The organism is Bradyrhizobium canariense, from assembly GCF_018130465.1.
GTDB classification, from domain to species: Bacteria; Pseudomonadota; Alphaproteobacteria; order Rhizobiales; family Xanthobacteraceae; genus Bradyrhizobium; species Bradyrhizobium canariense_C.
The window spans coordinates 766,067-785,730 of sequence record NZ_JAFCKJ010000003.1 but is presented as its reverse complement, the minus strand read 5'-3'; the positions used below and the strand labels follow the sequence as shown (position 1 = coordinate 785,730).

20 protein-coding genes and 2 pseudogenes are annotated in these 19,664 nt (G+C 58.5%); 11 read left to right on the top strand and 11 right to left on the bottom strand.

All coding sequences use genetic code 11. The features are described from left to right. Positions 1-3: 3 nt before the first annotated feature. Both JQ591_RS12615 and JQ591_RS12610 read right to left on the bottom strand, forming a co-directional pair. A complete protein-coding gene (locus JQ591_RS12615; protein WP_349630382.1) occupies positions 4-1,170 on the bottom strand; it encodes a DUF6884 domain-containing protein in 1,167 nt (388 codons plus the stop codon). A 321-nt stretch (positions 1,171-1,491) separates the two neighbouring features. Next, positions 1,492-2,526 (bottom strand): Shedu anti-phage system protein SduA domain-containing protein, encoded by a 1,035-nt coding sequence (locus JQ591_RS12610; protein ID WP_211396290.1) that lies wholly within the window; start codon positions 2,524-2,526, stop codon positions 1,492-1,494. Positions 2,527-2,648: 122 nt separating this feature from the next. Between JQ591_RS12610 and JQ591_RS35740 the strand changes: the two are divergent. The 3 genes and pseudogenes from JQ591_RS35740 to JQ591_RS12595 all read left to right on the top strand — a co-directional run. Further along, positions 2,649-2,711 (top strand): annotated as a pseudogene (locus JQ591_RS35740) (hypothetical protein); the annotation flags it as partial. Positions 2,712-2,929: 218 nt separating this feature from the next. Next, positions 2,930-3,082: an integrase gene (locus JQ591_RS12600; RefSeq protein ID WP_211396289.1), complete on the top strand. Its 153-nt coding sequence runs from the start codon at positions 2,930-2,932 to the stop codon at positions 3,080-3,082. Further along, positions 3,082-3,465, top strand: a complete 384-nt coding sequence (locus JQ591_RS12595) for a hypothetical protein (RefSeq protein ID WP_211396288.1) — start codon at positions 3,082-3,084, stop codon at positions 3,463-3,465. The genes JQ591_RS12600 and JQ591_RS12595 overlap by 1 nt, the downstream gene beginning before the upstream one ends. 47 nt (positions 3,466-3,512) lie before the next feature. Here JQ591_RS12595 and JQ591_RS12590 read toward each other — a convergent pair whose 3' ends face one another. The 5 genes and pseudogenes from JQ591_RS12590 to JQ591_RS12575 form a co-directional block, all read right to left on the bottom strand. Beyond that, a complete protein-coding gene (locus tag JQ591_RS12590) occupies positions 3,513-4,445 on the bottom strand; it encodes a class I SAM-dependent methyltransferase (protein ID WP_211396287.1) in 933 nt (310 codons plus the stop codon). A 237-nt stretch (positions 4,446-4,682) separates the two neighbouring features. Then, positions 4,683-4,790, bottom strand: a pseudogene (locus tag JQ591_RS35660) (NADP oxidoreductase coenzyme); the annotation flags it as partial. A gap of 39 nt (positions 4,791-4,829) precedes the next feature. After that, positions 4,830-5,462, bottom strand: a complete 633-nt coding sequence (locus JQ591_RS12585; protein WP_211396286.1) for a class I SAM-dependent methyltransferase — start codon at positions 5,460-5,462, stop codon at positions 4,830-4,832. 11 nt (positions 5,463-5,473) lie between these two features. Further along, positions 5,474-5,884 (bottom strand): nuclear transport factor 2 family protein, encoded by a 411-nt coding sequence (locus tag JQ591_RS12580; RefSeq protein ID WP_211396285.1) that lies wholly within the window; start codon positions 5,882-5,884, stop codon positions 5,474-5,476. Between the two features lie 85 nt (positions 5,885-5,969). Continuing rightward, a complete protein-coding gene (locus JQ591_RS12575) occupies positions 5,970-6,704 on the bottom strand; it encodes an SDR family NAD(P)-dependent oxidoreductase (RefSeq protein WP_211396455.1) in 735 nt (244 codons plus the stop codon). Between the two features lie 269 nt (positions 6,705-6,973). Here JQ591_RS12575 and JQ591_RS12570 point away from each other — a divergent pair, with 269 nt between their 5' ends. Beyond that, a complete protein-coding gene (locus JQ591_RS12570) occupies positions 6,974-7,870 on the top strand; it encodes a LysR family transcriptional regulator (protein WP_211396284.1) in 897 nt (298 codons plus the stop codon). Between the two features lie 342 nt (positions 7,871-8,212). Here JQ591_RS12570 and JQ591_RS12565 read toward each other — a convergent pair whose 3' ends face one another. After that, positions 8,213-10,795 (bottom strand): patatin-like phospholipase family protein, encoded by a 2,583-nt coding sequence (locus JQ591_RS12565; protein WP_249136782.1) that lies wholly within the window; start codon positions 10,793-10,795, stop codon positions 8,213-8,215. 108 nt (positions 10,796-10,903) lie between these two features. Here JQ591_RS12565 and JQ591_RS12560 point away from each other — a divergent pair, with 108 nt between their 5' ends. Genes JQ591_RS12560 through JQ591_RS12545 form a run of 4 tightly spaced genes read left to right on the top strand, consistent with a single transcriptional unit; the run spans position 10,904 to position 13,889 of the window. Continuing rightward, the gene (locus JQ591_RS12560) at positions 10,904-11,404 is read left to right on the top strand and encodes a TIR domain-containing protein (RefSeq protein WP_249136780.1); all 501 of its coding nucleotides are present in this window, start codon (positions 10,904-10,906) and stop codon (positions 11,402-11,404) included. 8 nt (positions 11,405-11,412) lie between these two features. Continuing rightward, the gene (locus JQ591_RS12555; RefSeq protein WP_211396283.1) at positions 11,413-12,042 is read left to right on the top strand and encodes a hypothetical protein; all 630 of its coding nucleotides are present in this window, start codon (positions 11,413-11,415) and stop codon (positions 12,040-12,042) included. A 21-nt stretch (positions 12,043-12,063) separates the two neighbouring features. Further along, entirely contained in the window at positions 12,064-13,218 is a 1,155-nt protein-coding gene (locus tag JQ591_RS12550; protein ID WP_211396282.1) for a nucleoside triphosphate pyrophosphohydrolase family protein, read from the top strand. Then, positions 13,215-13,889, top strand: a complete 675-nt coding sequence (locus JQ591_RS12545) for a uracil-DNA glycosylase (protein WP_211396281.1) — start codon at positions 13,215-13,217, stop codon at positions 13,887-13,889. Before JQ591_RS12550 ends, JQ591_RS12545 begins: the two co-directional genes overlap by 4 nt. An 89-nt stretch (positions 13,890-13,978) precedes the next feature. On the opposite strand, the gene JQ591_RS12540 is transcribed toward JQ591_RS12545, so the two are convergent. Beyond that, the gene (locus JQ591_RS12540; protein ID WP_211396280.1) at positions 13,979-14,884 is read right to left on the bottom strand and encodes a LysR family transcriptional regulator; all 906 of its coding nucleotides are present in this window, start codon (positions 14,882-14,884) and stop codon (positions 13,979-13,981) included. 110 nt (positions 14,885-14,994) lie between these two features. Here JQ591_RS12540 and JQ591_RS12535 point away from each other — a divergent pair, with 110 nt between their 5' ends. Both JQ591_RS12535 and JQ591_RS12530 read left to right on the top strand, forming a co-directional pair. After that, positions 14,995-15,639 carry a DsbA family protein gene (locus JQ591_RS12535; RefSeq protein WP_211396279.1) on the top strand — a complete coding sequence of 215 codons (645 nt, stop codon included), beginning with the start codon at positions 14,995-14,997 and terminating at the stop codon, positions 15,637-15,639. Positions 15,640-15,707: 68 nt separating this feature from the next. Then, positions 15,708-16,604: an MBL fold metallo-hydrolase gene (locus tag JQ591_RS12530; protein ID WP_211396278.1), complete on the top strand. Its 897-nt coding sequence runs from the start codon at positions 15,708-15,710 to the stop codon at positions 16,602-16,604. Between the two features lie 259 nt (positions 16,605-16,863). Here the strand turns inward: JQ591_RS12530 and JQ591_RS12525 are convergent, their stop codons facing one another. Together JQ591_RS12525 and JQ591_RS12520 are read right to left on the bottom strand one after the other, a co-directional pair. Continuing rightward, positions 16,864-17,397 carry a hypothetical protein gene (locus tag JQ591_RS12525; protein ID WP_211396452.1) on the bottom strand — a complete coding sequence of 178 codons (534 nt, stop codon included), beginning with the start codon at positions 17,395-17,397 and terminating at the stop codon, positions 16,864-16,866. 121 nt (positions 17,398-17,518) lie between these two features. After that, entirely contained in the window at positions 17,519-18,289 is a 771-nt protein-coding gene (locus JQ591_RS12520; protein ID WP_211396277.1) for an alpha/beta fold hydrolase, read from the bottom strand. 217 nt (positions 18,290-18,506) lie between these two features. Here JQ591_RS12520 and JQ591_RS12515 point away from each other — a divergent pair, with 217 nt between their 5' ends. After that, positions 18,507-19,442 (top strand): AraC family transcriptional regulator, encoded by a 936-nt coding sequence (locus tag JQ591_RS12515; protein ID WP_211396276.1) that lies wholly within the window; start codon positions 18,507-18,509, stop codon positions 19,440-19,442. The last annotated feature ends 222 nt before the right edge of the window (positions 19,443-19,664 follow it).

Genomic DNA, 19,664 nt, shown 5'->3' with positions numbered 1-19,664 from the left:
TACCTAAGTCCCGATGATTGATTGGACCGAACCTGGTTGCGTCGAGTCATATTTCTCCCCCACACCTCGAATGTTCCAAAGTCCGGACTCTCGGATGGACGCGACGGGTGATTTGAAGCCAAGCCAGTCGACGGTTGGGCAGTCGATTGGCCGCATACTCTCGCTGCACAGGGCGATCAATTGGGCTTCGACCTTTGCGCGGAGACTGTCCTTTCGCGGCTCGTCGTCAACGTCGATCAGGACGACCTCCAGATCTTGAAGGTAGCGCGACACTGCGAGTTCGTGTTCGACTTCTAAGGCCTTGGTTTCTTGATCCGCGTCTTGCCCTAGTCCCCAGCTGGGGAGCATCTCGGTTGAGGCTGTCTCGTGCAGCATTGCTCGACCGACATGCAAGCGGAAGATCGAGCCGCGATGGTTGCCGATCTCATTGGCCGGCCCCAGGTGATTGCGGAGGCGCCCTCGCAATGTTGCCTTCGATCCAAAGCTCACTGCATGCGTGCCAATCCGTACGATCCGAGGTCTTGATCCTAAGAAGTTAGGTTCTCTCCGGTCGAGAAATATATAGACGCCCCGCTTGGGTACGGGCTGTGAGGTTAGATTTCTGAAGGCAAATGCTTTGCCGCCCTCGCGCTGACTTTCGATCCATGAATAGAAGCGCGCAAGATCTCGGATGCGCGTGGCCATACGCATGGCCTCGACTAGCCAGACCCCGGTATCTGCGCGCTGCAGTTCGGCCCACGGCGTAACGATTTCGAGCTGAACGGCGGTTGTCTCGTTGGCCTCGACCAAAGGTGAGGTATATTCGGGGGCCGCGAGTAAAGTAATTCTGCGGCCACCTGCGTTTCGATGTAGGACATCAAGTGCGCTGAGAGCCCACTTGCGCTGCTCGGCCGGCGGCAAATCTGGCAAATTTAGATCGTAAGGTTGTAACATGGTTTCGCCGTCAATGACGCCATGCTTGCCTGACAAGATTGCGTATGGTGCACCTAGCCGCCGAGCGATATCTAGGCTCAACCGAAAACGATCCGACGTATAGAGATCGCTCGCTAGCGCCGCCTTACTTTGTTTGCTCCGACCGCAGCCGATGACAATGAACGGCGGATTGCCATCCGCTCCGATCAATGCCGAGCGGAGCACCAAGGTTGCTCGCCCAAACAATTCCCCCTGCATCGCGGTCAACTTCACATCTTGGCGCCGTCGCCTGCGGGCGCGAACTCGGTAGTAGCGTAACTGCACAGGAGCCTGCAACTACGTTGGCGAGATGGTCCAATTGCAATGCGACGATTCGTCGTTCACTAATATGCAGCAAAATCAATTGATTGGCACGACGAATGGTCTGACGGAGGAGGGGCGACGACGGGTAGTTGAGATATCGCAGTCGGCAATACTTTCGTCGAATCAATGTTCTACCAGCTAAGAACTGTGGCGAGGCGCACGCTGGGTTTGCAGTCGTACTCAGATTGTGAGGCCGTACCTCGCTGCGCTTGCACGCTAGATCATGCGGTGCCTTCTAACCACTTCAATGCCACCGCTGCCAACATTGCTTACTACGGCCCGCGCTCGCTCGAGCAGCCAATCAAAACCGCACACCCGCAGGTTCTGACGTCGGCTGTTCGCGCGGTCCAGATCGCGTCGCTGATCGCTCGTTAGAGTTCTCTCTAGACCGATGACTGCAAGACAGTCGGCCCGGCGGTAGTTAGGAAAATGCAGCCGAGCCTCGGGAAGTCGGTCCGCGAGAAAGCTTTCATAGTCTAGTGCCTGCTTCTCGGCATGGATTGCTTCGCGACTAAGCTGGCCGGCCTTTGTGAGAAGCAATTTTCCTGGAGTTTCAATCTCGATCACTAAATAGCTATCGTCCGTGCGCCGAACTACGAAATCTGGCTCAGCGGCGCCATGAAAATTGGGTTGGCTCCACACTTGGATGGCCATCGGATCGAGAAGTTGAGGGAACGTGCAGAAAAACTCTTGAAAAGCTGCCTCGTCGTTCGAGCTATGCTCAATCATTTCTTCGTAGTCTTTGAGCACTGGCGGCCCAAAGTGTAACCACTTTGCACCAAAGGCCGATACCAGCTCTTGCACAAGTTCCTCCGACTCCATTTGCAAATGAACAAATGATTGACTGAGAGGGAGGAGAAGATCATCGGTAGGAAGAGACATAATGAGGATGCGTAAGCTTTGCCGGGCAGAAGAGCTTATGTTCATCGAGCTGAAACGGTCGTTGACGAATCGTTGAAAGCTCTGGTCGATCATCCAAGATCGCTTGGTGCCAAGCTCTCCCTGTCGCGCCAACAAAGCGAGCAAAGTTAGTGCCGCTGACTTGCTTCTGACGGTGTGATGGGTGATAGCGACCTTTACAATGAGGTCGAGTCCCTCTTGGCCCCACGAAGCAAGCGCGGCATAGGTGGGGAATGTAATCTCAAGGTCGTCGGCGGCCTTCGCCTGCGCTTCGACCCGTTTTAAGGCCGCGCGTCCGCCATCCGTTACAGCTGCTCGAAGCAGCTCATAGAACTCGCTAAAATAGCTCATGGCCCAAAGGGTTCAAATGACGTCCCTACGACCTGCCGTATCGCAGGTCGATCGTCAAGCAACGACCTTGAAGTTTTACCGCTTGGGCGTGGATCATCTCGATCTGCAGGCGACGGTGAAGGGGCGTGAACCGGTTGGTGTACGACGTGACGAGCAAGCCGCCTGGGCCGATTGAGTGGGAATAATTCTTAGAAACTGAGTGAGGCGGCATGCGCCAGTAAAAACGACGGGTAACTCATGAAGACAAGGATTCAGGTATAACATTCTGTATCACCCCGTCGCCCCCAATCTCGCCATCCTTGCTGGTCCTGTCGAGGGCACGTTTTTAGGGGCTCCGTTTCGGTCGGTTCTGTACCATCATGGACCATGATGGTATCTGGCAGCGAACCGAACGGAGAATACCTTGTTGACCGATACGGGACTTCAGAAGCGCAAGCCTGGCGAGAAGCTTTGCAAGCGCGGCGACCGCGACGGCATGGACGTTGCCGTCCTGCCCATCAATGGGCGCGAGCAGATCCGGGAAAGTGGCGACCACACCATCAAGGTGGTGCATTGATGCGCGCCGCGTTGAAAGTGGTGATGGCCGCAATATTTGCCATGCCGGCTGCGGTGGCTCTGGCGAAGTCTCCGGACTGCGCGAGTTGGCCCACGAACATGGCCCTCGTGCACCTCAAGAACGCCGGTCTGATTGATATCCCATCAGTGATCGAGGCGCAGACCAGGGCCGTCCGTCTCGCATCCGAAAAGATCGGCAAAGACCTCCACCAGCAGGTTTACGAAATCACGTTTCACACCAGGGATGGCAAGACGATCGAGGTCATCACGAAAAACCAGGCATCAAGCGAGGAATGCTCGATGAGCGGCGTCGACGTCTACGTGGTCTCGACGAAAATCGGCGGGTCGGCAGGACAGCCATCTGAGGGGACGACTAAAAAGTGATCGCAACTCCGAGCAACGGCAGGTTTTGGCGCGAAGCGGACATCCAATCAAATTCCCCGCTCGCGCATTTTTTTGCCTGCTACGAGATAGTTGAGACTGGCACCTGAGTGGGAGTAGGTCCGATCGGCGACGGCCTTGACGAACCTTTCGCTGCTGCCCATTACCGATGTCCAAAGTGCATCGAACTCGGATTCGATGCCTCCGCCAGCAAGGAAATAGCGAAAGCTGTCGGCGCGATTCCATATCCAGAAATCGCGGGATTCTAGATCCTCGATTTCCTCCAACATGGCACGCTGCTCGGAGGTGTCGTAAGGCGGAAGGAGAGCGTTTGTCTTGTCGTTGAGATAGACGGCGACGTCGGTCAGTCCAGAAGCCACGAAGAGCCCCGGGAGAAGATCGCCGACGGAATTGTTGCCTTCGCCAAGAGCCGTCTTGCCTCGCTCGCATAGCAATTGAAGGCGAACACCAGCCAAAATCTCCTCTACCGGGCCTTTGAAGCCGATAGAATTCAGGATCAGGCTGCTCGCCACGTTGTTCGGCTCGGAAGCGAGCACGAGTCCGCCGGGCCGAGCTACCCGCATCATCTCCGCGATGACAGCGCCGGGATCAGCGACGTGAATGAGCAGCGTTTGGCAGGTGACAAGGTCGAAGCTTGCATCACGGAACGGCAAGACCTGTGCCTCCGACAACTGGTAGCGAAAGCGATGAGATATTCCCCAAGCTGCGGCGCGCTCGGTCGCTTTATCAACCCACGACTGATCGCGATCGACACCGATCACCTGGGCCTCGGCCGGAAGCGCGGATGCAAGAACTTGTGCCCAGTGGCCGACGCCGCAACCGACGTCAAGCACGTCATGCACCTTTTCGAACGCAAAGCGGCGACCGATCAAATCAATGAAATCCTGGTTCCACCAATAATCGCGCGTATCGCCAAAATACTCGGCCGAATGCGCCTCAAGCGTTCTGAATTCATTGGTCAAGGAGCGATCCTGCAATGTTGCGGACGAGTTGCTGATCTACCAAAATACGAACGGTGCGTCTTGTCCACCACCTGGTTCAAGAATCCCGGCGGGTTGTCAGTTGTCGCCAAAACAGAATATTGAACCCGCGACTTTTATGGCCAAAAGTCGCGTGCTCAGGGTTCGACCGGCCGCTTCTGGCGCAAAGCGGCCGTACATGCCTTGTATGAGTGGTCGGGTGGGCCGTGCGGTGGCCGCGCCCTCGACGACCGGATTGGTCGCCAGGGTCGCTGCAATCAGATGATTGAAGCTTTTCACCAGCTTGGCGCCGGTGAACGACTTCGCAACGGAAGCGGAGGAGGGGAGCCGCCCGGCTCTTCAGGGATAACTCCGAAATGGGACCCGTCAGGGCTTCACGAACCGATAGGCGAAGCGATCGGTCTTGCCCTTGATCGAGGGATCGAACACCTTGATCGCATGCGGATCGTCCTTGTTCGCGAGCAGGGTGCTTTCCGCGTCCAGGACGAAGCCGGCCGCCTCCACCTCCGTGCGAACGGATGCAGGCTCAATCCGATGCAGCGACGGGGCCTCGCTCGTGCCCGTCCCGACGGCGGCGGCGTGGTCTATGATGACGTAGCGCCCTCCGGGCTTCAGCCGCTCGTAGACGGCTCGATTGAAGTGGGCCGCCGTCGCGCCCTTGGCCTGGATCAGCGCGGTGTGGAGATCGTGGTAGAACAGGTGCAGCCACAGGACGTCCGCGGGTTGCGTGGCCTGCGGCATCGCCACGAGGTCCGCCGAGACGGCTTCGACGTTCTCTCGGCCCGGCTCCTTCGCAAGCGTCTGCATCTGGCCGACCGGATCGTTCTTGAAGTGGGCGACTTCGGCCGGCACGAAGCTGTAGACCCGTCCTTCGGGCCCCACGATCTCGGAGAAGAGACGGGTCCAGTCGCCGTCGCCCGGGTAAACGTCAATGACGGTGGCGCCCGCATCTATTCGTGCGAACCGGATCAACTCGGATTGCTTGGATTGATCGTACATCGGAATCTCCTTCAAGGTTGGGCATTCGACGAGCGCGCGGCGCGCGCCAGTGCCTGCGTGTCGACGTACTCCCTGATGTTCGACACTTTGCCGTTTCGAACGGTCATGGCGAAGACCCAGTCGTCCCTAAACGTCTTGTTCGTGGCTTTGATCTTTCCCGTCGCGAAGCCGACGACCATGACCCGGTCTCCCTGCGCTATGAACTCGTGGGGTTCCGTTGAGGTTTCCATCGACTTGGATGCCGTCTCGAGCAAATCCGCCAGCCCGTCGTGCCCGCGGTGCGTGCCGGCCAGCGGCCAGTCCTCGCCCGGAATGATCCACTCGATGTCCTGGGCGACCAGCGCCAGCAGGCCCTCTTTGTCGCCGCGGCCGATCGCGGCGAAGAAGTCCTTCACGGTCTGGATGTTCTTCTCGATACTCATGGTCGTTTCTCCATTCGCTCCGATCGGATCGCGCTCGATCCGATCGTGTGCGTCGTGTCCCTGCCGGTAGGAACGTTGTGGGCATTCAGATGGCCGAGAAGCCGCCATCGACGGACAGCTCCACCCCGTTCACGAAGCTTGAATCGTCCGAAGCCAGAAACAGCGCGGCCGCTGCAATTTCCTCAGGACGCCCCATCGTTCCCCTGGGGATCAGCGACTCGAACATCCGCTTCGCCTCCTCGGTGAGAACCTGGTCCTGCATCGGTGTGGCGATCGGCCCCGGGCTCAGCACGTTGACCCGGATGTTCCGGCCCTTCAGTTCGTTGAGCCAGGTGCGTGCGAATGAGCGCAACGCCGCCTTGCTCGCCGCATACACGCCGTAACCGGGAAAACCTTTCACCGAGGCAACTGACCCGGTCATGAAGATCGATCCGCCATCGCGAAACAGCGGCAACGCCTTCTGAACCGTGAACAGCGTGCCGCGCGTATTCAGGCCGAAGGTCGCATCGAAATGCTGCTCGGTGATCTCGCCGAGCGGAACGGCTTCGCCGATGCCGGCGCTTGCGTACAGGACGTCGATCTTGCCCTTTTCCCGCTTGACCGTGTCGAACAGACGGTCGAGGTCGTCGAGATTGGCCGCGTCGCCGCGCACGCCGGTCACGTTCCGGCCAATCAGCTTCACGGCCTCGTCGAGCGCCTCCTGCCTCCGGCCCGTGATGAAAACATAGGCGCCTTCTTCGACGAACCGCTTGGCGCTCGCCAGCGCCATGCCACTCGATCCACCCGTGACGACCGCAACCTTACCTTCAAGCTTTCCCATGACTTCTCCATTCGTGGTGTCGGGACAGCATCTGCCCCCGAGAACCTCGAGATGGGTCCGCCGGGGTCGGGTATTGAGTGCGGAAGCGCGCACATCGGTGGTGCGAAATCGATCCGGCCGGACGACTGACGCCAGCGGCGATGGTCGGTGTTCCGCCGTTTGGAACCGGGCCGTGCCTGTCGGCATAGGCCATGATGACCGCCCATAACTGCTGTTCGATGTGTTAGATGCGGCTTTGGAAGGCGCACCGCGCGGTGCGGGATTGCACCATGATCGACTGGGATGACGTTCGCTATTTTCTTGCCGTCGCGCGCGGAGGCTCGGTGCGGGCTGCCGCCGAGCGCCTCGGTGTGAACCACGCGACCGTGCTGCGACGCATCGCCCAGCTCGAGGAACGCCTCGGGGTCCAGATGTTCGAAAAGCTGCCTGCGGGCTACCGCCTGACGGAGGCGGGCGAGGAGGTCCTCGAGTTCGCTGACCAGATGGAAGCGTCGTCGCACCTGCTGGAGACGCGCGTCTTCGGGCGCGACCAGAGCGTGCGCGGGCTTCTGCGGGTAACGCTGGCGCCGCCGCTGGCGACACACCTGCTCATGCCTGATTTTGCCGATTTCGCGCGTCTGCATCCCGACATCGAGATGGAAATCCTGTCGTCCGGCGAGCTGGCAAATCTGACCAATCGGGAGGCCGACGTCGCGATCCGCGTCGTCTACGATCGCAAGACCCTGCCGCAAAATCTACACGGCCTGAAGGGACCGGAGCTGTGCGGCGCCGTCTACATGTCCAGGGATCGACTGGCCGCGTGGCGTGCGGGCGCGCCCGATCCCATCCGCTGGATCGTCATCAGCATTCATGGAATCCCGGACTGGGCCAGCGAAGGTGAGGTTCGCACCACGGGGGTTTCATTCAGGGTCACCGACGCCGAGTCGCAGATCGTTGCTGTCCAGCAAGGGCTCGGGATCACGACACTGCCGTGCTTCGTCGGCGATGCCGACCCCCTGCTGGTGAGGGTGCCGGGTACCGAGTTGCACATGTACGGAACGGTCTGGCTTCTCACACAGGGAGAGACACGCAAGACCAAGCGCGTGCGGCTGTTCACGGAGTTCGTATCCCGCAGGCTCGCCGCGTACGCGCCGCTGCTGGCGGGGCTGTCCGTCGCGCGCGACTGACGCGCGGCAGGTCGCCGGCAACGCTTGCCGCAATCCGGTCGGAAGCCAAGCTGCGATCGCTTGAAGCGGCGTCGTGGTCGATCCCGCGCGCTGCTGACGGTAGTCTTCGGCTATGCCGGCGGCGCGGCATCGCCAGTGAATTGAGGAAAAGGGGACCGATCGGTACTTGATAGTGCTGAAAGCGGAGATTTTCTGGAACGATCAAATTCCTCTTTGAATTCAAAGCCACCCGAATCCGACGGATCCGGGATACGGTTCTTTGTCAGCGGAAAGATTAGCCTCGATGGATTATCGCGCAGAAGAATCGATTGGGAGTAGGGAGACTTAAATGTTCGGACTGCCTCAGGGCAATGGATCTAAGAAACTACTGCCCAGACCGAAGAACCAAGCTTCGATGTCGATGTAAGGATCGTCTGCAACGCCCGTGATGGACGGCAGAAACATTTTATCGCCCACATGTTCGCCCAATGCGCGGTAAGCTTCGAATTGAACCTCAGTGAAAAATTGATTTGCTGTAGGGTGATGGGGAAATGATGGCTCGTCGAACTTGAGGCGCCGAATGAATTCTCCCTCGTTTCCGGTGAGCGAGAGCTTCAAGTAGACAAGATACCCAATCTCCTCTTGTTGATCGTTCTCTTCGAGCGGATATCGAATACGACAGAACCGGAAATGGGATCGACTAAGGCCCTCGCTTCCCAATCTAAGATCGTCAAGGTTGGCTTCAATAGTAATTCCGAAGTCGATGTAAGCGAGACGTTGCAAGTTAGTCAGGCCGTGAAACGTCATCATTTCGTCGTGTTCACCGTCAACGGCAACGATGAATCGACATCGGCGACGCAAGAGTTCATAGACCCCAAGATTCTCTATATGTCCCCCATCTGAGATTTGCACATATGTTTTGGTTTCGTCGGCCGTCGCAAGGAGCTCTTCCAGAAGATACCCACCATTTGCCCGCAGCGTAGTTTGGTTGGTAGCTCTTGGGTTCTTCAACCAAGCCCCCAACCGCAAATTCAGAACGGTAAGCCAAAAGCTGCCGTAGCGACTCGTTTTTAGTCCCATCTGAGGGGAGATGGCCGCCCCAGATAGAGCCATCGCGGTCGCCAGATCGAGCGAGGGATTCGCTTGTTCCCAATCGGCGATGGCTGAGTGTCCGATGAGAGAGGCGCCAGCAGAAACCGGCGTGAACGACATCACATCCGCATGACGCCCCCGCGTTCTCGAATTCGTTGAGCCGGGAACGTTGAGTGCGCAATTTAGAATCGGAAAGAACGATGGTGCGTGCGCGATCGCGCTAAGTTTTATAGGCGACACTTCATGACAATTTGCGTCGAAGAGAAACGCTTTCGCCAATTTAGTGCGATAGTAGTTGTGTAACGATGTCGAATTGACGTCCAATGCCGCGCATAGCGTTGTTCCCAGCGCGACGAAGAAGAAAGCGAAGCATGCGGCGAGGACGGCGCCCGCAATCTGAAATTGATGGTAGGCGATGGCTTCCGCGAGGGTCAATGCGATAACGCTAAGAGCGGAAAGAATGATCGGCCGAGAAAGTGCAACACGCGTAAAGGTCGCGGCAACGACAACAAGAAGCGAACCAAAGACGGTCCACGCCACGATTAACTGTTCGATGGCAGGCTGTCGATCAGAGCGAAATGTCGTCAGAAGGGACTCAAACATGCTGTGAACGCTGCCTAGCGCGACCCATAGCGGAGGAACCAGAAGTACCGCCCCAACCGAAGCCATCCATCGTGCTTCGCTAGCTAAAGCTCGCCCGCGCCATCCTCGGATTAGCGGTATTCCGAGAAAAAGCGCGCTAAGTAAAATCGAAGAACACAGAGCTATTTTGTTCCAAACCAAATCAGGAACCAAAAATCTGAGCAAGTAATCGACAAACGCGATAAGTGAGACGAAGGATAGAAGGACGAAGAGATTTATGAATATGCCCTGTGCTTGCGCTATGCCTAGCGTGAAGCGTTCCCAAGCGAGGCCTGAAAGATAGTTTGCCCCCTGCCTGAATCGCTGAAGAATCTCGGACTCGCCTTCGTTTCGCTTGAAAGGCAGTTCGGTTCTTCGAAGCCCTAAATTGCTTCCCGAATCTTTCACCCCAAGCAGCTGAGTTATCAGCGAGCCCGCATAACCGCCGCCAGAGACGGTCGAAAGATAATCGAACTGTTGAAGCAAACCTCGTTTTGATAGTGCAACCATAACTCCCATTGCAAAGGTTGCGCTTCTGATGCCTCCTCCAGAAAGCGCCAGGCCTGTAGCCCATTCCCCCGAGTCGATATCATAGTATCGCCTTCGATATTCGACTCTACGCTCCTCCTCGCGGCTCAATTCGGAGCGGTTAGCATTCTGAGCGTCTCCCATGGGACGCCACGCTACGCCACGAGCCATTTCGTCCCGAATGGTTCGGGCCAACTCACGACTAGCAACGGAAGTCGGAAATCCCTTACGGTCACGGATTAGATCTAACACCCTATCGAGCGAGATTAGCCGCATTTGCAGCGCCTGAAGTTCGGCTCGAAAGACGTCGCTGTTGTCCAGTGCCGACAGCTCTCCGGCAACACTTCTGGCATGCCATTTTGCCGTGAAGGGCCTGACATAGGTGTTTAGGACGTGCCACACGATAACTTCGAAAGTCTGGCAGTCCGGCTCTCGTTGTGTCAGGGCCCTGGCAATGCCAAAGAGCTCATAGATGCTCGATAGTGCACGTTCCTCGACGCCGCTAGAGTAGCCCAACGGTTGAGTAGCTACGCGCGAGATCAATTCAACATGGAGGGCATGCGCGGCAAATTTGTCTGCGTCGGAAGGTGTCCGAGTCCAATTGCCGAACCGATCAAAAAATGCCTGGTCCAATATCTCGTTTAAATCGTCGCTCAACCCAACGAGTCGATCCCGCCAAGTATGATTGGAAATCGGTGCACTCAATGCAGACTCTCCAGCAGTGATTTGTATTGCATTGCATCAATTGCAAAGTGCAACTTATTATTGTATAATGCAAAAATTGTACGAGTTTCGAGAAATTTCGAATGCAAAATGACATTTCAGGAGGCGATTCTCGCCATGGGAAATCTCACAAAGAATGTTTTCATCAGTCATATCCACGAAGACGATGCCGGTCTTGGGAAGCTGAAGGATTTGCTGGCGAAGAATGGGATGGATATTCGTGATTCGTCGATAAATTCGAGTAATCCAAATAATGCCAAGAGCCCGGATTACATCAAGAGCCAAATCCTTGCTCCGCAAATTCAATGGGCTGGCACGCTCGTAGTTTACGTATCTCCGCAGACCAAGGACAGCGAGTGGGTCAACTGGGAGATCGAATATGCGGCGCAGCTCGGTAAGCGAATTGTCGGTGTTTGGGAACAAGGCGCTCAAGATTGCGAGTTGCCCAAAGCATTAAGTGAGTATGGGGATGCCATGGTCGGCTGGAACGGCAGCTCGATCGTGGATGCAATCGTTTCAGGTAAGGACGGTTGGGAAAAGCCGGATGGCAGTCCGTCGGCATCGGTTTCTCTGAAGCGCCATCCTTGCTGAGGCCGTCGATGTCGATCTATTCCTATGTTGTTCGATATGACAGCGGTTTCGCGCCAAACCCATTCTACGAATTTTGTACACTGGCGACTTGCAAACCCAAAATCCGCCGTCATGCAAAACTGGGCGACTGGATAGTTGGGGGTGGCAGCGGCGACAGGAGTATCGGGAGAGCAGGGCACCTAGTTTACGCTATGCGGGTGTCGGAGACATTGTCGTTCGATGCGTACGATGCCGATCCGCGCTTTATTAAGAAGAAGCCGTATCGCACCGGTAGTCGTAAGCAAAGCTGCGGAGATAACATCTATTTTCGAAGCAAGGTGCCGGGCCCTTGGTCTCAGAGAGATTCATTTCATAGCTTGCCGGACGGCACTGCAAACCCGAAGCACGTAGGGCGCGATACGAGCGTCAATCAGATTCTGGTTAGCAACGATTTCATCTATTTTGGAGGCGTCGGTCCAATCGTGCCAGCCGATCTGAAGGATCAGCGTGGAAGACATGTCGTTCACAGAGGTGTAGGGCAATCTCGCTTTGACGATGCCCAGCTCATCGGACAATTTGAGAGTTGGATTCGATCGCTTGGCGATATGGGGTACCGGGGGGCCCCCTATGAGTGGCTCACAATCCGCAATCACAAATAGGTTCGGCCGCTGGAGCAAGGGATGCAGAGTTTTGCGACGTTGGGATTGAACGAATATCAACTTCGTACTGCGGAGACCGATAGGCTTCCGCGACAGGATTTGACTTTACCGTCGCTTGGCCTCGTTGGCGAAATCGGTAGCTTGTTAAGTGAGGTTAAGAAGAAGCAGCGCGATAGTTCCGCGTATGTCAACTATGAAAGTGTCGTCGTAGAAGAGTTCGGGGACACACTATGGTATCTCGCTACAATTGCTCGGATCGCCGATATCCCGCTTTCGTTGCTGTTTGCGGCTCACGCGGCCTCATCCTGCAACGAGATCACGTTCTCGGCCCTACAGCCTCAGCAAGTGTTTCAGTTGAACACTCCCGTGATGCAGTTCGAAAGAACGCTTCTTCGGCTTGCCGCGGCTGCGGGATCGTTTGCGGGCATAATTGAAGGCGGCTCGTACGACGCAGACAAGCACGCGATCACAGCTCAACTTCAAGCGATCTGCGAACTCCTGATTGTGGCTTCGAATGAAGCTGGTGTGACCTTAGAGAAGGCCGCGCTGATGAGCCTTGATAAATCCGCCGATCGTTGGCCAAAGGAAAGAAAATTTCCAGCACTGTTTGATGACGGTTTCCCTGAGGAGGAGCAACTTCCGAGAATTCTTTCGATCGATATTTATGAAAGGGAGGCGAAGAACGGTAAGCATTACGTCCTTCAGCGGTGCAACGATATCTTCATCGGCGATAGGTTAACCGACAACATCATGTCGCCGGACGATTATCGCTTTCATGATGCGTTCCATTACGCTTATGCGGCCGTGTTGGGTTGGTCGCCGGTTACCCGTGCGCTCATGCGACGGAAGCGAAAGAGCGACTCTCGAGTGGATGAAGGGCAGGACGGAGCTCGGGCAACTCTCATTGAGGAAGGCGTTGCCACCTACATCTTCGGTGTCGCCAAAGAATTTGACTTCTTCAAAGGGCAAAAGCCGGGAGATTTAAGTTTTACTTTCTTGAAGAACGTTAGGCAATTCGTTCGTGGCTATGAGGTAGACAAATCGCCGCTTTGGTTGTGGGAAGAGGCAATCTTGCAGGGCAATCTGGCTTTTAGATTCCTTCGCGAGAATCGACGTGGTACTTTGAAGGTCGATTTAAACAGGCGCTCGTTGATCATCGAGGGGTTGGCGAGATGAGTTCGTCGAATTTCGTGCGAAAGCTTGCCAAGTTGCAGTTTAAGGACACGTTCAATCCGTACTCTGATGGCTGTGAGGAGTTTGATCGGAGCGATGCGCCGCGTATTCGCAGGGCAAACCTCCAATTGGTCATCGACGCCGCCCTGAATGTCCCGGTGAACTCCTTGTGGATCGCGCGAGACTTGGGATATCGCGGCGGACGGCGGACGGGTCTTGCCTTGACGGACGAGGCTCATTTGGTCGACCACGCTCATCTTTACGGGAACCTTCCGCTAAAGCGGGCGACGCTGGGGCCAGTTGTCGCAGAAAGAACAGCAAGAGTCGTGTGGCAGACTCTTAAAGAGGTCAGTCAACCGGTTTTCTTGTGGAATGTTTTTCCACTGCATCCGCACGAGCCGAATGATCCTTTATCCAACCGATGTCACACTCGGGCTGAACGCGAAGCTTGCCGCCCATTGTTGATTTGGTTGATCGCGAATCTCCGACCGAAGCTTATTGTGGCGATCGGTCGCGACGCTGCGCTTGCTCTAGCGGATATGGGGATTACGGCAGCGCAAGTTCGTCATCCCAGTTATGGCGGCCAGGAAGAATTCATCCAAGGTATTCGCTCGCTCTATGGAGTCTCGAGCGCGGATGATGTCGATACGCAATTATCGATGTCATTGGATTGATTGTTTCGAATTACAGAGACGGCCGACTCAACCCGTTTGAGAACAGCAAGCGATCCAGCGGACGGGGCGACCGCCGGTTCGCTCCCCGGCTAATCCGCCCCGACCGAACTCGCCCGTCGCTGGGCCGCGATCAGCATCTCCACGAACGCGGTCACCTTGGGCGGACGGAAGCGGGCCGCGGGATAGACCGTGTGGATGCCGCCGGATGGCAGTTGCCATTGCGGGAGGATGTGAATGAGGCGCCCCGCCGCCAGATCGTCTGCCACCAGGAAATCCGGCAGCACCGAAAGGCCGCCGCCGGCGAGCACCGCCGCGAGCACCCCCGGCGTCGTGTCGATGGCGATGCTGGCCTGCAGGCGCACGGCGCGTCGATCGAGATCGCCGCGCGAGAACTGCCACAGCAGCGGCTCGCGCAGCGCCATGTTGGCGATGAACGGCAGCGTCACGAGGTCGTCGGGATCGCGCGCGGCGGCGATCCGATCCGTGAATGCGGGGGCGCCGACCAGAATTTGCCGGAACGATCCGATCTTGCGCGCCTGCAGGCTGGAATCGACCAGCCAGCCGACGCGGATCGCCATGTCGATCTGGCCTGAGGCGAGATCGACCGTCTCATCCCTGAGCGTCAACTCCACCCGGCAGTTGGGATAGCGCGCTGCGTAGGCGGTGACGACGGCGACGACGACGGCCGTGCCGTAGTCGTTGGGCGCCGTGATCCGCAATGTGCCGGTCGGCTGAGCGGCTGCCTGGGCGAGTTCGTCGAAGGCATCCTCCGCTTCGCGCAGGATCATGACGCAGCGTGCATGAAACGTGCGGCCCGCCTCGGTCGGATGGACCCGGCGCGTCGTGCGCACGAGAAGGCTGGTGCCGAGATCGCGCTCCAGCTGCGCCACTTGCTGGCTCACCACGGCTTTGGTGATGCCGAGCCGCTCGGCTGCACGCGTGAAGGATCCGGTGTCCACGACGGCTGCGAAATAGGCCAGTCGGTTCAGGTTCATTGGCTCTGTCCGCTCAAATCTATTGTCAATAAATAACATACATTATGTATGTTTTGTTGATATTTATCGATCAATCGGCGCGTGCGACATTGCGGTTCAAGGAGATCGCCATGTCCGCGCCCATTCACATCACCTACCTGTTCGATCCGCTCTGCGGCTGGTGCTACGGCGCCTCCACGCTGCTCGAACAGCTCGTCGCCCGACCGGATTTCGCTGTCGCACTTGCGCCGACGGGCCTGTTCGCCGGCGAGGGCGCCCGTCCGATGGACGACGGCTTTGCGGCTTATGCCTGGAGCAATGACCAGCGGATTTCACGTTTGAGCGGCCAGCCCTTCAGCGAAGCCTATCGCCGCGATGTGCTGGGCGACCGCACGCGCCTGTTCGATTCCGGCCCGGCAACACTGGCGCTCACGGCTGTTGCGCTCACGGCGTCTGATCGGGAGTTCGCGGCGCTGAAGGCGTTCCAGGTCGTCCGCTATGTCGAGGGCCGCGACAGCACGGACATGTCCGTTCTGTCGGATGTGCTGCGCGCGATGAATTTGGCGGAGGTTGCCGCGCGCCTGGCAACGCCGGACATCGCATTGATCGTCGCCTACCGCGCGCGCCTCGAGGCCGCGCGTGCCGAGATGCGCCGGTTCGGCGCCAACGGCGTCCCGGCCCTGATCGTAGGGACGGGCCATGATCGCCGCCTCGTGCAGGCGAGCGCCCTGTTCGGCAGCCTGGAGGTCCTGGTCGAGGGACTGAAGGCGGCCTGAGCGCAGTGATCAACCCGGGACCATCCAGCCTGAATTTCGCGACTGCAGACCAGCACCAGGAGACGAACATGCCGACCAGGAGAACCATCATGAAAACCACTCTCGCTGCGGGCGCCGCCGCAGTCTTCGCACCCGTAGGCCTTGGTCATGCCGCCGGCGGGCTGGCCTGGAAGCATTTTCCAGCCGGACAGAACGGCTTCTTCCGGGCTCCCGTTCTGGTTTCCGGTCCGAGCGAAGCCGTGCTGATCGATGGCGGCTTCACGCTGCCTGATGGCAAGGCTATCGCAGACGCAATCAAGGCAACCGGCAAGAAGCTCACCACCATCTACATCACCCAGTCGGACCCGGATTATTACTTCAGCCTCGGCGCCATCAAGTCAGCCTTCCCGGAGGCCCGTGTGATCGCGGCGCCCGCGACATTGGCGGCCATTAACGCCAGCGTCGAAAAGAAGCTTGCCGTCTGGGGGCCGCAACTCAAGGCGAACGGCCCGCAGGTGTTGGCCGATGTCGTCATCCCCGAAGCGTTCGACGGCAAGACGCTCAGCGTGGATGGCGAGACCATCGAGATCGTCAGCGCAGACGGCCTGGCCAACCGACGCTATCTGTTCGTTCCCTCGCTCAACGCAGTGTTCGGCGGCGTGCTGATCTTCTCGGGCGTCCATGTCTGGACCGCCGACACGCCGACCAGGGAGCAACGCGCCGCCTGGATCGCCAATCTCGAAAAGATCGCGGCGCGCAAGCCGGCGATCGTCGTGCCCGGCCATATGTCGGTGGATGCAAAGACCGATCTGTCCGGTGTCGAGCACACGATCGCTTACCTCAAGGCATTCGATGATGAACTGGCCAGGGCCAAGGATTCCGCGACGCTCAAGGCGGCGATGGAGGCGCGCTTCCCCGACCTCGGCATGGGCGTCGCGCTCGACATCGGCGCCAAGGTCGCCACCGGCGAGATGAAGTGGGGCTGAGATGGGTGGCAACCTCGAACTGATCCGCGCCACCTATGAGGGATCACCATCGACGCTCGAACCTGCGGGCCTGTAGCAGCCGGATCACGTCGGAATGTGCGAGAGGGGAGCCCGCGACATGCGGGCTCCCCTCGTTCGTTCCGGCGCCTGCTAGATCTTGACGAAGTTGTGCGCAGCCAGCGCGCCGGTGTCTTCGATGAGCTTGCGAATCTCGGCCTTTGCGGCAACGTCGTCACCCGAATAGAACGGCACGCGGGACTCATTCGCCATGCTTCGTGGCCGGTGCAGGCGGCACCGGCAGGATGATCTCGGACGCAACCTTCCAATCGTCCGCGACCTTGATCCATTCGATGATCATCAGGAACGGTTTTGGCGTCCCGTCCTGTCCCGCATAGGACACCGTAATGTTCATGGGGGCGAAGGATTCGGCCACATCAGGTGTCAGTCCGACGACCTTGAGCCGCGACAGGTCGGGCGTGAGGACAACCGGCCCCGATGCTGCGATATCGTGCAGCTTCCGATCGACCGCGTCGTTGCCCCAAAATCCAGCCCAGTTGCCTTCGGACGCAACAGCACTCTTGGCGACCAACAAGACCGACGGCGATTGCCAGAACAGTCCATGTAATGCCTTGAGATCGTGCCGATTGGCCAACTCCATGAGTTCGCTGAATCTCGACCTGATCGTGCTCAAAGTCCGAGCGTCCAGCGGATCTTCATAAGCGGCCGGTGCGGCGGCTGCAGCGCCTGCCGTGAGTGCCGAGACGAGGGCGGCTGCGACAAACATCTTTTGCATCTTCAGTGTCCTGCAGGTTTTGCGGTCTGGGCCGGGTTGTGCCGTTCGCAGTCCGAGGGTTCGATAATTCTCTGACCCGGCGTGGGCTGCTCCCGACACCGAAGCGCCGGGAGCATGTTCGTCACTTCGCGAGCGTTGCCTTCTCGATCACTTCAGCGACTTCCTTCGCGTGCACGACGAGCGAGGCATGGCTGCCGGCGACCTCCGTCGTCTGGGCCTTGATCCTGGCTGCGAACGATTTCTGGGCCTCGGGCGCGAGCACTTTGTCCTTCGTGCTGATGACATAGAAATTCGGCTTGTCGTGCCAGGCTGCGATGTCGACGGGCGCTTCGAACGCAACGTGGTTCAACGGAAGCTGCGAGTTGGCCAGGTGCGCGGCGATCTCCGGAGGAAGGTCGGCCGCGACGGCCGACGGAAACACCTTGGGGTCGATGTACAGATTGCCTTTCGCGTCGGGATGGATCGCACTGCCGCCTTCGGTCGGCGGACCGGCCTTGGCGAGCGACGCCAGGGATTCACCGACCTCGGGCGCGAAGGCGGAGACATAGACCAGCGCTGAAACCTTGGGATCGTTGCCGGCTTGCGTGATCACCACACCGCCCCATGAATGGCCGACGAGCACGGTCCTGCCGTCCTGCTTCGCGAGCGCCTGCCTGGTGGCATCGACATCAGCGGCGAGCGATGTCAGCGGATTTTCCACGAGCGTGACGCGGTAGCCCTTCTTCGCAGGGATATCGGCCACGGGCTGCCAGCTCGTCTGGTCCACGAAAGCGCCGTGCACGAGCACGATGTTGTGGGCCGCGCCCTTGAGCGGTTCGGCGGAATGGGCGGAGCCGACCAATGTCGATCCGGCCAGGAGTGCGGTGGCGGCTGAGAGGAAGAGATTTCGCATGGACTGATCCTGTTGGAATGTCGGACGGAATAAGGTCCGGGGGAATGGACGGGCGTTTCCAGCAAGGTTGCGGTTTTTTCCATACGCCGTCGGCGACATGGTTGCCGCACGTGACGTCGGCCCGCCGCGACATGACCTAGTGCGCGGGCTTTCAGGACGATAGGGATCAATCGTCCGGATGTTGTGTCCGACCGTCCACCCGACTAACTTCGACGGCATGGACATTCTCGCCCAGGTGCTCGATCGCGTTCGTCTCGGCGGGACGCTGCTTTTCCACTTCGAGCTCGGCCATCCCTGGAATCTGTCGCTGCCTAAGCGCCCCTATGCCCTGTTTCACTATCTCAGCCGGGGCTCGGCGACCCTGGTGCTCGAACAGGGACAAGAACTCCAGGTGACCGAGGGCGATTTTGTCGTCATCACGCGCGGCGAGCCTCATGTGCTTTATTCGGATCGCGCCGCCAAGCCTTTGCAGATTGTGGACCTGGATCGATCATCGTCACGCCTTGGCGTCGTTCGTCACGGCGGCCGTGCAAAGCCGCACACGACGATGATCTGCGGCAATTTCACCATGTCGCGGCCTTTGTACGGCGGCGTGCTGGACATACTTCCGCACGTGCTTCTGCTGAAGCCGAATGCGGACGGCGGCTGGCTCGAAGCAATCCTGCGGCGCATGGTGAGCGAGTCCGCGCGTCAGCGGCCCGGCCAAAGCGTCGCGCTCTCGCGGCTGACGGAAGTGCTCTTTGTCGAGGTGCTCCGATGCTGGATCGCGTCTCTCGGTCCCGGACAAGGCGGCTGGCTTGGGGCCATATCGGACCCGCATATTGGACCGGCGCTCAAGTTGATCCACGAAAGCCCGGAGCGGCCCTGGACTCTGAGCGAGCTCGGCCATCGCGTGGGGCTCGGCCGCTCGGCATTTTCGGCCCGCTTCACCAGGCTCGTCGGCCAGTCCATGCACCGTTATGCGATCGAACGCCGGATGGCGGAAGCGGCGTTCCTGCTCGAAACCAGCGACGAGCCCATCGCACGGATTGCGAGCCGGGTCGGTTACGAGACAGCGGCAGCGTTTTCAAAACTGTTTCATCGACATCACGGCTTGTCGCCTGGTCGCTATCGAGCCGCTCAACGCCTTGATGGAAGCCAGGAAGCGGACTGAACGCCTGCGACACCGGTACGCCATGGCGCGCTTTCGCGCCGGTGCTCAATTGTCGCACCTTCGGTGTGAAGCGCTTCACACGCACGCTCTCATCAATGCTGCGATAAAGTACCTGTTGTGATTGTAGGCGGTGATCTGACTTGATCGACTTACCCGCCACCACTTCAGCTTGAAATGAGCTGCGCACGCCAGAACGGCATGTTGAAATAGCGTTCGATCGGC